Genomic DNA, 11228 nt, shown 5'->3' on the forward strand with positions numbered 1-11228 from the left:
CCCTAGGACTGCGGCGGGGCTGCCGGCGCCGCGGGTGACCTTGGTGCGGAGCTTGACGGTGGAGAAGGTCGACTCGATGGAGTTCGTGGTCCGCAAGTGGATCCAGTGCTCGGCCGGGAAGTCGTAGAACGCCAGCACCTCGTCCCGGTCGTCGGTGGTCCTCGCGACGGCCTTGGGGGAACTTGGCGCCGTATGTCTTCGCGAAAGCCCCGATCGCCCTCTCGGCGTAGCCGCGGTCCTCGGCGTTGCAGACCTCCTGCATCGCCTTCGTGGCGCCCGGCTGTGCGAACTCCGGGAAGGCGTTCGTGACATTCCGGGCCTTGTGGACCCAGCACCGCTGGTGGCGGGCAGCCGGGAGCACCTCGACCAGCGCCTTCCACAGGCCCATCGCGCCGCCGCCGACGACCAGTTCGGGAGCGCCCATGCCGCGGCGGCGGCAGTCGCGCAGCAGATCCGCCCACGACTCGGTCGACTTCCGCAGCCCCTCGGTCAGCGCGATCAGCTCCCTGGTGCCGTCCAGACGCACACCCGTCAGCACCAGGACGCAGGAGTGCGCCTGCCCGAGCCGGACCTTGGGGTGCACCCCGTCCGCCCACACGTACACGTAGTCGGACCCGGCGAAGTCGCGCTGCTGGAAGGCGGCGTGGTCGTCCTGCCACTGCTTGGTCAGCCGGGTCACGGTCGCCGGCGACAGGCCGGCCACCGAGCCGAGGAACTGCTCCAGCGCGGGAACGAAGTCCCCCGAGGACGGCCCGTGCCAGTAGAGAAGCGGCAGCACCTCACTGGCCTTGGGCGACTCGCGGCATCACGGCGGCGGGATCTTCGAGGAGAACCGCATCCGCTCGCCGGTCGCCGCGTCCACCCGCCCGTTGTTCACGCGCGGGGCTGTGACCTCGACGGAACCTGCGTCGGTGGTCACGGTCCTCGGTCGGTGGTGGTGGCCGTTGCGGAACACAAGGCGGCGCCCGGCCTCGTTCCCTTCCGCTGCCAACTCGGCTATGTATTGGTTGACTTCGACCTCCAGCACGGCGGCGAGCATCCGCCGGGCGCCCTCGCGGACGATCTCGTCGATCAGGGAGCCGGACTCGGTCGAACCGTCGACGTTCACTACGCTGAGCACGGGCGTCCCTTATGGACCCGCGCTGCGAACGCGGGCCTATCCGGTGACCATCCTACGGACCTCACGCCGGTGAACTCCGTACCGCTCCGCCAGCAGACGGATCGACAGGGCCTCCGGTGATCCCCTCGGATCGCGGCGTACAGCTGAACTTTGGACTTCGATGCTCGCATCCGTGCCCCCTCAGTGCGAGCAGCACAACGAGCGTCCCACAACAACCCCGGTGGGGCCAGAATCCGTCGTTACACCAATCCGGGGCCCGCCGGATGGGGCCAACCGAGCCTCACAGACGGGGCCAGTACCCACTGTTACGACGTGGCTCGCGCTAGACCTGGTCATTCTCGTCCGGCCTGCGGTAGGAAAATCAAATGACTCATCTCCCTGCCTGCGGTCCTGAAGGGCCCATCCGCGCCAGGACCACCTCGCAGGCGCCGCTGACCGTGCAGGCCGTCCTCTTCGACTTCTCCGGCACTCTGTTCCAGATCGGTACGTATGCAGACCGGATCCGGGCAGCGATGGCTGAACCCGTGGACGATGTGGCGATGAACATCATGCTGAGCGGGCTCGAAGCCGGTCTGTCGGACCCCGACGTGATAGAGGCCCAGCGAGGCCGTGACGTGTCCTCAAGGGCACATCACCACGCCTTCACAGCCTGGTACGCCTCGGTTCCTGAGCTGGCACCGGTCGCTGACGTGCTCTATGAGCAACTGCAGGCCCCTGAGCACTGGGTGCCTTACGCGGACACCGAGTCCACACTGGTCCGATTGACTCAGAGCGGCGTGGTTCTGGGGGTGGTTAGCGACGTGGGCTGGGATCTGCGGGCCACCTTCGCCCATCACGGGCTTGACCACTATTTTTCGTCCTGGGTGCACTCCTACGAACACGACACTGAAAAGCCGGACCCGTTGCTGTTTCAGCATGCCTGCCGTGAACTGGGTGTCGCTCCGGAGGAGACGCTGATGGTGGGTGACCATCCCGCGAAGGATGGCGGCGCGGCCGGGGCGGGACTGCGCTCGTATGTGCTGCCGGGTCGAGCCACTCCCGGTTCGCGTCGCGGACTGGATGCAGTGCTCCGTCTGGCCGATCGAGTGTGACCCAGAAGTGGGCCCGCGCGGCCTTGTCCCATCGTGCTTTCTGCGGCAACTCCCGTTCGCATCTCGGCTATTTGATCAAGGAGTTGGCAGACCTGTGGCTTGCCCGGTGCGAGTCAGCTCTGCACCAGCGGCGTGGCACCGAGCGGCAGCGGGAGGCTGGCGCCGGACCGAATTACGACCTCGTCTTCACCGACCGAGTGCTGGCTACCCTGGTGCACCTGCGCACTGGGCTCCCGCACGCCGCGCCGGCTGAGCTGTATGGCACAGCTCGCTCCAGAGTTTCCCGTGCGATCGGCGAGATCCGGCCGCTGCTGGCGGCGCGTGGCTTCGCCGTCCCCGACCGCCCCACGGTGCGGTTGCGCACCCTGGCGAACGTGTTCGCCTACGCGGAGGCCGAGGCGATCACGCTGCGGATCGACGGCGCCGAGACCCAGGGCCGCCGGCCGAAGGCCAACCGGCCCGGATGGCGGGCCTTCGTCTCCGGCAAGAAGAAGCAGAACACCATCAAGACCACTACCGTCAGCGACGGGCAGGGCCGCCTGCTGTGGTCGGGCGCGGACCGGCCCGGCCGGATACACGATCAGACCGCGATGCGCATTGAGGGCATCGCCGAGCAGTCCGGCTCTGCCCGAAGGTGAGAGCCGAGGTCGATGAGGGCTACCGGGGCCTGGCCAACGAGTTCCCCGCTCAGGTCAGTGCCCCGCCGAAGAAACCGAAGGACGATGCGCCGCTCGGCGAGCAGTACGCCTGGCGGGAGATGCGCCGCCGTCAGTCCTCGGCCCGGAACTGCGTCGGGCACGCCAATGCCGAACTGCAGCAGTGGCGCCCGCTCCAGCGGTACACCAACCGGCGCGAGGACTACGCCGAAACCCATGCCGCGATCGCCTCACTGGTCTCGGATCGCTCTGCCCGTCGGGCAACCCGCCGCAGGCCGAGCACCGAACTGATGCTCGCCCGACAGGCGGCCTGCTGATCAACTACCAGCCGACCCGCCAGACCAGCACGACCCGACCTCAATCGCGGACCGAGTCGTTAGAGCCAACGGTCTGACGCTCACGCCGACAGAAATAGGGCGGCATGTTCCCTGGTGACCTGAGAGTTGTCCAACTCGGATGACGACCGACCAACGGCCACTGGACGCTGGTGCACGTATCTCTGTACTTGGTGGAGCACTCAAAGGAGTACGCCGACACCAGGGGGCGTTCGCCGCGTGAGCGCTTCCCGAACGAGACCCTGGTACTGGGCCTCGGGAGCCAACGCTCTTTCAGCTCCTTGATCCCGAGGCTCTCGAGGCTCTCAACAAGTCTGCAGTTGAGATCCTTCGGAAGGTTCGAGAGGTCCTTGATGTCGAACGTCTCCGGCAGCGCGAGGCAGAGGTGAGCGCCTACCTGGACATGCTGATGGAGCGTTGCCTCTTTGATGGCCCCGGACTGCACGGTCCGGAGCTTTGTTGCGCCCGCAGTCAGAGGGTGATGACGGCCCAGATGCGGCGCCCGTCGGGCCCTGTGTCAGTCCCGCACCCGGTGACGGGTTGGTGGGCGGTGATCTGGTGCAGGACGTCTTTGCCCGCGTCGTCGGCCCCGGTGGTGAGTCTGGTGTGGTGGGAGAGGGCGAGGATGCACGCCTGCCCGTCCTGATCCGACAGGTGTACGGACACCTTCGTCCCGCCGTCGGCGACCGCGGCCCCGATGAGCAGCGTCGTCACCGCTTCCACCGCCGTGACCGTGTCTGGGGCCGGCCGGTACTTCCACTTTCCGAGCTGCTCCATAACCGCGGTCCGGGCTTTCCCCGCCGCCCACGGCGCTGACTCCAGGGACCAGTTCGCCCCGCGCCGGTTGACCATGCCCACCCCGCGCCGCGCTGTCGGCATCACCTGGCTGGGTGGGGGCTTCGGGTCCTGCGGGTTCGGCCGGGGAGGGTTCGGCGGCTTCTTCGGCGGCGGCGGGGTCTTCGGCGGGTACGACGGCGGCGTCGGGCCGGCTTCCACAGGGTGCGACACAGGGCCTCCCAGAAGTGCGGGGCGGGGCGGGGCCGTCAGATCAGCGTAGGCGGGTCACGGCCGGCGGGGGCCGGTTCGGGCAGATGAGGTCCTGACGGGGTGGGAGTTGGGGCACATCGGGCTCACAGCCCCCGCCCCCGTTATCTTTTTCGCGGTCCTGCAACGGGGCCGCTGGCCTCCGGGCTCGGCATGACTGTGTCCCCCTGTCGAAGGAATGACCTGGGGGGGTGGTGTCACCGGGCCCGGGGGTGTTCGTCGGAGACGCTGATCAGAGGTCCGGCCACCGTCCGGTCCGGCGCAATGCCGGACAGTTCGCGGGCGGTAGGTCTGCATAACGTGGATGCGCGAGCACGACACCCGAGCCGAGGCCAGCACCGTCAACACCCTGGAAAGGGCACGATGTTCGAGATCGAAGACGTGGGCGTGTTCCTCGGTTTGGACGTCGGCAAGTCCGCTCACCACGGCCATGGGCTGACGCCGGCGGGCAAGAAGGTCTTCGACAAGCCGCTACCCAACAGCGAACCGAAACTGCGGGCCGTCTTCGACAAGCTGACCGCGAAGTTCGGCACCGTCCTGGTCATCGTGGACCAGCCCGCCTCCATCGGTGCCCTGCCGCTGACCGTCGCACGCGACGCCGGCTGCCGCGTCGCCTACCTGCCCGGCCTGTCCATGCGCCGGATCGCCGACCTCTACCCCGGAGAGGCCAAGACCGACGCCAAGGACGCGGCCGTCATCGCCGATGCCGCGCGGACCATGCCGCACACCCTGCGCTCGCTGGAACTGACCGACGAGATCACCGCCGAGCTGACCGTGCTGACCGGCTTCGACCAGGACCTGGCCGCCGAGGCCACCCGCACCTCCAACCGGATACGCGGCCTGCTCACCCAGTTCCACCCCTCCCTGGAACGCGTCCTGGGACCGCGCCTGGACCACCAGGCCGTCACCTGGCTCCTGGAGCGTTACGGCTCCCCGGCCGCCCTGCGCAAGGCCGGCCGCCGCAGACTCGTGGAACTGATCCGCCCGAAGGCCCCACGCATGGCCGCCCGGCTGATCGACGAGGTCTTCGACGCGCTCGATGAGCAGACCGTCGTCGTCCCTGGCACCGGCACCCTGGACATCGTCGTGCCCTCCCTGGCCGCTTCCCTGACCGCCGTGCACACCCAGCGCCGGGCGATGGAGGCCCAGATCAACGCCCTGCTGGAGGCCCACCCTCTTTCCCAGGTCCTGACCTCGATGCCCGGCGTCGGCGTCAGGACCGCCGCTGTCCTGCTGGTCACCGTCGGCGACGGCACCAGCTTCCCCACCGCCGCCCACCTCGCCTCCTACGCCGGCCTCGCGCCGACGACGAAGTCGTCGGGCACCTCGATCCACGGCGAACACGCACCCCGAGGCGGCAACCGGCAGCTCAAACGGGCGATGTTCCTGTCCGCCTTCGCCTGCATGAACGCCGATCCGGCCTCCCGCGCCTACTACGACAAGCAACGCGCCCGCGGCAAGACCCATACCCAAGCCCTCCTCCGCCTCGCCCGCCAACGCATCAGCGTCCTGTTCGCCATGCTCCGCGACGGCACCTTCTACGAGTCACGCGTCCCCGAAACAGCTACCGCATGACCAGCCTCGGACTTGCGTAGCTGAACCAAACGGCCTCACAGGCAGTCGCATCCTGTGGAGTAGAGCAGCAGGAAGAGGGCCGTCATGGCGGTCACGGTGAAACCGACAGCGGTCAGGGCGGCGAGGCCCCGACGGCGCCCCTTCGCGGGGGTGCGGAAGGTCTGCCAGGCGCCGTGGGCGAGGAGGAGGCTGAGCAGCCCAGCCCCCGCGATGGTGAAGCGCGGGCTGAGGGACCAGCTCAGGTAGGCGATCAGAGCCAGGCAGCCGAGCAGGGCACAGGCGAGCAGGCTGAGGATCACCTCGGCGACGGCTTCTCCCAGCGCCTCGACCAGGAAGTCGCCGACGCCTTTCGCTGCCCTGCGGACCCCCATGACGCTCCTCCCTCTTGCGTCGAGGCCCCGAGCGGGGCCTGGTATGGAGGACCCCCGCCGAGCCGGAATGGTTGCCGGGGTGCTCAAGAGTCGCCTACTGCGGCACACGGTCACACCTTGACGAAGGACATAGAGGCACCCCCCCGTATTCCCATTTGCGTCAACAGCCGGGACGGCTGCAGTCCCGTGCTGTCCTCTACGCCCGCCCCGGCCACGCCGTCGCTCTGTGGGGGGCTATTCGCGTTGCTGGTGCGGTGGGCGGGGATGACGGGGCATGCAAGCGAACGGTGTTCGAGTGGCGGATGCCATGGGGTGCGGTCCTCGAGAGGCGCAGCAGCCGACGCGGGAGTTGCGGTCGGCCGGCCTCTTAAGTGCCTGCCTGTAATCCCGTGACTGTGCGGATGGAGAGCGCCATTCGCCGACGGTGAAGTCTGAGAGTGTCCAGGGGGCTCCATCCCCGTTGTACGGTCGGGCGGGTACCGCAGCCATCGACACGGGAGCCGAAATGGGACCGGATCATCTTCCTGATTGGTTCTGGGAGGTCCTGGAAGCGACACGACCGCGCCTGTCTGCCCTTGAATTGTGGTTGGAGTCCCAGCCTCGGGAAGTCCTTGAAGCCTTCGCGCTCGCGTACGAGTCCGCGGCTGATTCGCTGGCCGACTTCTCGGAAGGCGTGAGCGTGGATGGGGACGTCTGGTCCGAAGACAGCACCGAGGATCTGTGCATGTGGGTGGTCGGGCAGGGCTGCGGGCTATGGAGCTCTGTGATCGCAGGAGAAGTGCAGTTGGAAGAGGCCGCGCAGATGTATCTGGGCCGTGCGCGGCTGCTTCCAGACTGCGTAGTGCCGTGGGACGAGGATGTCTCGGACCCGGAGCACAGGGGCTACCAGTCCCCCTGGACCATTGCCCACGGCGTCTACCGGACTCGTTTTGCCGAAGAACTCCATGAACGGTTTGGGGTACCTGAGGAGGTTGCCCGGCCGGGTCGATAGCGCGGCGGGGCCCGCATCACAGACGTCGCTCGTCTCCCACCCGCCCGCCGTCAGCATGCTCGAAGCCAAGGCGGAACCAGACGAGATGCGTCTGCCCGGCCGCCCCGACGGCGAGATCTGGACACCGGCGCGGGCCGGCGTTCCGGTCCGCCGCGATAGCCGATCGGTGATTTCCCTCTCTGTCAGCACCGGGGCCGCTGTGCGGTCAGGGGTTTGGCCAGAGCCACGAGGGCTGCTCCCGGCACCGCTCCGAGCACCGGAGCGGCCAGGTAGATCCACAGGTGGGTGGTGCCCTGGGCCAGGGTCTGGCACAACTTTTGTGGTCCCGTGGCGAGGTCCTCCGGTCCCAGATAAGGGTTCGTCCGCAGAGGACGATGTCCCTACCCTGAGTCGAAGCGGGTTTGCGCGCATTCCCGCAGGTTGCGGTGCCGTGGCAGAGTGGCCCATTGCGATCGACGTGGGAGAGGTCCCTCCACGTCGACTGACAGAGACGGGGCGGGCCTGCCCCTGTCTGTCCGCGGGTTCAAATCCCGTCGGCACCGCAACCGACCTTGACCGGGGCCGGCGCGCGGGAGCGCTCGTCAGGCCGGGTCCACAGAGGTTGGACCAGAGCCCGAGTTTCGACAGCACCCCAGGCTGGGAGGCGTTGCCTCTCGGCCAGGGACTCGGCGACGGTAGAGCCTGCGGTCGGACTGGATCGCACCGTGGCCATCGCCGAGACCGGCCAGTTCCAGGCTGCTGCCGACAAGGCGCGCCACTGCTCCCGAATTCGGTCACTAGTTCGACCGTCACGCCCGCCTCATCTTCCGGAACTGCCGCAGTGAATGCGTACACCCCCGCCCCGGCGGCCGGAGCAGCCCACCGCAGGTCGCAATGATCACGGTAGGGAGTCTGCCGCAGCAGATCCGGAATGCACCGCGACAGGCCGTGGGGGTGGCGCGGATACCAGTCGTGCCGCTGGTCGTAGTGGCGCGTGCCGAGGGCAGGCTTCGACGCCTGGATGACCAGCCCTGCGAAGCGTCGGGAGGCCTTGACCTGGCTGGCGGTCGATGTGACGTGGATTCCCTTGTTGGCCATGAGTATGAGAATCAGGTCGTCCAGGACGAAGTCGGACCGCAGGTGCCCCGTTGCCTTGGCTCGCTGAGCCAGTTCGGCGACTGCTTTCACCGTGTACTCCCGGCCTGCGGCGACATCCTTCACCCCCGGGTAGGTCGACAGGAAGGCTTCGGTGAAGCCCCGATCGCGTGCGTGCAGCTCACAGATCCTCTCGATCACCCGGCACAGGCCACGCCACGGATCAGGGATGGCATGGTGTACGCCGTCGCCCTTGAGGCGGCAGTCGCGCAGGATCTTCCAGGTCTTCATCCGGGCGAAGGCGTGCTCGATGCGGGCGCGGACCTTGCGGTGGGAAGCGTTGTGTTCCTCTTTCCAGGCCGGGAGTTCGGTCTGGCCCTTGTCGCGGCGGTGCGGGATGACCAGACCGTTGCCCTGTATCCGCCGTCCGCGATCACCGCAGTGCGGCCGACGGCCGGCTTTCGCACCGGACAGCTCCCACGCCTTGCAGTCGTTGCGGTTGCCGGGGCAGCGGCCGACCGACCGCGACGAGCCGGGTGTCGGCGTCGATGACGACCTGGTGGTTGGTGGAGTATCGGTAGTTCTAATAGCTCATCGGTGGGCCCGAGCACGTAAACGCAAGGGACACCAAGCGAGGTGGAAGCCTGCCGCCGTTCCGGGACTGAGATCCTCGTGTTCAGACCGGCTCCACCACGCCTCGTTCCTGCCAGGCGGAGATCTTCGGTAGTTCCGGGACCTTGATCTCTTGTCTAAGACCGGTCCCGCCTGGCAAGAACGTGGATTCCGCGGGTTTCATGTAGCCAGCCCGCCGGCAGGGGCCGACCTCTCAACAGTTCGCGAGCCCGAGAGCTCTCCAACAGACCGAGGTTCCTGCCGGTCGCTGGAGGAGCAATTGTCAAGAGTTGTGGGTCAGGTGGTGCATGAGGGTGAGTCTCACTGAGGCTTGATGAAAGCCTTGTGCTAGAGCCTGGCATGCTGGCCCGGGAGGGCTTGCCGACCGGACGTGGAGCTTCATGGCACCGACGGCGGTGTCTCATATGCTCAGCCCATGAGAGAGCCTCATCCGATCGAGCCATCAGGAACGTTTGTCACCAAGGGCGATGATCGTTGGCGCGATGATCGGTGGTACGGGCGGTACCGGTTGTGGTTTGCTCAGGTGTCGCCGTGGCCCAACCCATACGGGACGTTTATTCGAGTACGTCCGGGATGGCGGTCTTTGGTCGAGGAGACGCTCTCGGTGGTGGCCACCGAGGTGCCCAGGCAGAAAACCTGGCCGGTCCATCTGCTCAACCAGAAGGCCCATGGGAGAGGATGGGAATTCGACCTGGGGCCACCGGAGGCTGACTACCTCTGCCTGGAGCAGCTGTCGGACATCTGCTACATCGACATACGCAACCTTCACCAGCTCATCGACCTCCTGGCACCGGCCATGGAGGACGCACACTTCTTCGTCTACTCGGCGGGCGACGGCCTCGACCGATGGGTCGACGAAGTACGCATCCGTGACGGACGTAGCAGCGTTGCCAGGTGGACCGTCGAGGGCGAGGCCTGGGCTGATTTCCCCGCGTTGTGCGCGGAGCTCGCCGGTAATCGCGCTGGGGACGAGGCCCTCGTCCGCTTCGTCACCTCCCTTAGCGATCAGTGAGCCCAGCCGCGAATCCCATCACGCGGCAGTGTTCTCCAGGCGTTCGACGAAGACGCCGTTCTCGAACCTGGCGCCGGAGCGGACGAGCGCGACGAGATGGGCTCCGGTGATCGCGCGCCAGCGGATCTGGGCGGACTCGACGAGCTTGAACACCATCGCCAGGGCCGCAGCCGGGCTGCCTGCCCCGCGGGTGACCTTGGTCCGCAGCTTGACCGTGGAGAACGTCGACTCGATCGGATTCGTGGTCCGCAGATGGATCCAGTGCTCGGCCGGGAAGCCGTAGAACGCCAGCAGTTCCTCCTGGTCCTCGACGATCTTCGTGACGGCCTTGGGCCACTTTGTCCCGTAGGTGCGCGCGAAAGCCTCGATCGCCTTCTCGGCGTGGGTGCGATCCTCGGCGTTGTAGATCTCCTGCATCGCCTTCGTTGCGCCCGGCTGTGCGGACTTCGGCAGACAGTTCGTGACATTGCGGGCCTTGTGAACCCAGCACCTTTGATGCCGTGCAGCTGGGAACACCTCACTGACAGCCTTCCACAGGCCCATCGCGCCATCACCGACGACCAGCTCCGGGGCGCGCATGCCCCGGCGGCGGCAGTCGCGTAGCAGGTCGGCCCACGACTCGGTGCTCTCTCGCAGACCCTCGGCCAGGGCGATCAGCTCCTTCGTGCCGTCCAACCGCACCCCGAGCAGGACCAGGACACAGGAGTGCGCCTGCCCGAGACGCACCTTGGGGTGCACGCCATCGGCCCACACGTAGACGAAGTCGCGATCCGACAGGTCGCGCTCCTGGAAGGCGGCGTGGTCGTCGCTCCACTGCTTGGTGAGCCGGGTCACGGTAGCCGGGGACAGGCCGGCCGTGCCGCCGAGAAACTGCTCCAGTGCGGGCACGAAGTCCCCGGACGATAGTCCGTGCAGGTAGAGCAACGGCAGCACCTCGCTGATCTTCGGGGACTTGCGGCACCACGGCGGCAGGATCTTCGAGGAGAACCGCTTGCGCTCGCCGGTGGCCTCGTCCACGCGCCGGTCGTTCACCCGTGGCGCGGTGACCTTGAGGGGACCTGCCGCGGTGACCACGGTGCGGGGCCGGTGGTGGCCGTTGCGGACGACCAAGCGTCGGCCCCGATCGTCCGTCTCGGCGGCCAACTCAGCTATGTACTGGTTGACTTCCGCTTCCAGTGCGGCGGCGAGCATACGCCGGGCGCCCTCGCGGACGATCTCGTCGATCAGAGAGCCGGAGTGGGTGGAGCCGTCGGCAGTTACTACGCTGAGCACGGACGTACCTTCCCGACCCGCGCTGCACCGCAGGCCTACTCGATGACCATTCAC

General features: G+C 67.4%; 10 protein-coding genes, 1 tRNA gene and 2 pseudogenes. 7 read left to right on the forward strand and 6 right to left on the reverse strand.

The genetic code is table 11. The annotated features are described in order from the left end of the window. Positions 1-1120: pseudogene (locus EES42_RS31525) on the reverse strand (IS256 family transposase); the annotation flags it as partial. Between the two features lie 365 nt (positions 1121-1485). Between EES42_RS31525 and EES42_RS31530 the strand changes: the two are divergent. Genes EES42_RS31530 through EES42_RS47640 form a run of 3 tightly spaced genes read left to right on the forward strand, consistent with a single transcriptional unit; the run spans position 1486 to position 3184 of the window. Further along, on the forward strand, positions 1486-2211 hold the full coding sequence (locus tag EES42_RS31530) for an HAD family hydrolase (protein ID WP_124721699.1): 726 nt from the start codon (positions 1486-1488) through the stop codon (positions 2209-2211). Further along, positions 2208-2849 carry a transposase family protein gene (locus tag EES42_RS31535; protein WP_346775435.1) on the forward strand — a complete coding sequence of 214 codons (642 nt, stop codon included), beginning with the start codon at positions 2208-2210 and terminating at the stop codon, positions 2847-2849. The genes EES42_RS31530 and EES42_RS31535 overlap by 4 nt, the downstream gene beginning before the upstream one ends. After that, positions 2846-3184: a transposase gene (locus EES42_RS47640; protein WP_327310195.1), complete on the forward strand. Its 339-nt coding sequence runs from the start codon at positions 2846-2848 to the stop codon at positions 3182-3184. The genes EES42_RS31535 and EES42_RS47640 overlap by 4 nt, the downstream gene beginning before the upstream one ends. Before the next feature lie 489 nt (positions 3185-3673). On the opposite strand, the gene EES42_RS31540 is transcribed toward EES42_RS47640, so the two are convergent. Continuing rightward, entirely contained in the window at positions 3674-3979 is a 306-nt protein-coding gene (locus tag EES42_RS31540; protein WP_241196709.1) for a hypothetical protein, read from the reverse strand. Positions 3980-4609: 630 nt separating this feature from the next. Between EES42_RS31540 and EES42_RS31550 the strand changes: the two genes are divergently transcribed. Further along, complete coding sequence (locus tag EES42_RS31550; protein ID WP_124721701.1) at positions 4610-5821, forward strand: IS110 family RNA-guided transposase; 1212 nt, start codon at positions 4610-4612, stop codon at positions 5819-5821. 35 nt (positions 5822-5856) lie between these two features. On the opposite strand, the gene EES42_RS31555 is transcribed toward EES42_RS31550, so the two are convergent. Beyond that, the gene (locus tag EES42_RS31555) at positions 5857-6192 is read right to left on the reverse strand and encodes a lysine transporter LysE (RefSeq protein ID WP_124721702.1); all 336 of its coding nucleotides are present in this window, start codon (positions 6190-6192) and stop codon (positions 5857-5859) included. Positions 6193-6697: 505 nt separating this feature from the next. Between EES42_RS31555 and EES42_RS31560 the strand changes: the two genes are divergently transcribed. After that, complete coding sequence (locus tag EES42_RS31560) at positions 6698-7183, forward strand: hypothetical protein (protein ID WP_124721703.1); 486 nt, start codon at positions 6698-6700, stop codon at positions 7181-7183. Between the two features lie 182 nt (positions 7184-7365). Here EES42_RS31560 and EES42_RS47370 read toward each other — a convergent pair whose 3' ends face one another. After that, complete coding sequence (locus tag EES42_RS47370) at positions 7366-7497, reverse strand: hypothetical protein (RefSeq protein ID WP_266499093.1); 132 nt, start codon at positions 7495-7497, stop codon at positions 7366-7368. A gap of 110 nt (positions 7498-7607) precedes the next feature. On the opposite strand from EES42_RS47370, the gene EES42_RS45060 reads away from it, so the two are divergent. Continuing rightward, positions 7608-7725: transfer RNA gene (locus EES42_RS45060), tRNA-OTHER, on the forward strand. 760 nt (positions 7726-8485) lie between these two features. On the opposite strand, the pseudogene EES42_RS45675 reads toward EES42_RS45060, so the two are convergent. Next, positions 8486-8840, reverse strand: a pseudogene (locus tag EES42_RS45675) (transposase family protein); the annotation flags it as partial. A 465-nt stretch (positions 8841-9305) separates the two neighbouring features. Here EES42_RS45675 and EES42_RS31570 point away from each other — a divergent pair. Beyond that, a complete protein-coding gene (locus tag EES42_RS31570) occupies positions 9306-9902 on the forward strand; it encodes a hypothetical protein (RefSeq protein WP_241196710.1) in 597 nt (198 codons plus the stop codon). 18 nt (positions 9903-9920) lie between these two features. Here the strand turns inward: EES42_RS31570 and EES42_RS31575 are convergent, their stop codons facing one another. Continuing rightward, complete coding sequence (locus tag EES42_RS31575; protein WP_124721704.1) at positions 9921-11174, reverse strand: IS256 family transposase; 1254 nt, start codon at positions 11172-11174, stop codon at positions 9921-9923. Positions 11175-11228: the final 54 nt, after the last annotated feature.

Source organism: Streptomyces sp. ADI95-17 (assembly GCF_003846175.1).
Lineage (GTDB): Bacteria > Actinomycetota > Actinomycetes > Streptomycetales > Streptomycetaceae > Streptomyces > Streptomyces sanglieri.

Coding starts and splice junctions, on each gene's coding strand:
- EES42_RS31550 (WP_124721701.1), top strand. CDS start 4,610: ATGTTCGAGATCGAAGACGTGGGCGTGTTCCTCGGTTTGGACGTCGGC.
- EES42_RS31530 (WP_124721699.1), top strand. CDS start 1,486: ATGACTCATCTCCCTGCCTGCGGTCCTGAAGGGCCCATCCGCGCCAGG.
- EES42_RS31555 (WP_124721702.1), bottom strand. CDS start 6,192: ATGGGGGTCCGCAGGGCAGCGAAAGGCGTCGGCGACTTCCTGGTCGAG.
- EES42_RS31560 (WP_124721703.1), top strand. CDS start 6,698: ATGGGACCGGATCATCTTCCTGATTGGTTCTGGGAGGTCCTGGAAGCG.
- EES42_RS31570 (WP_241196710.1), top strand. CDS start 9,306: ATGAGAGAGCCTCATCCGATCGAGCCATCAGGAACGTTTGTCACCAAG.
- EES42_RS31540 (WP_241196709.1), bottom strand. CDS start 3,979: ATGGAGCAGCTCGGAAAGTGGAAGTACCGGCCGGCCCCAGACACGGTC.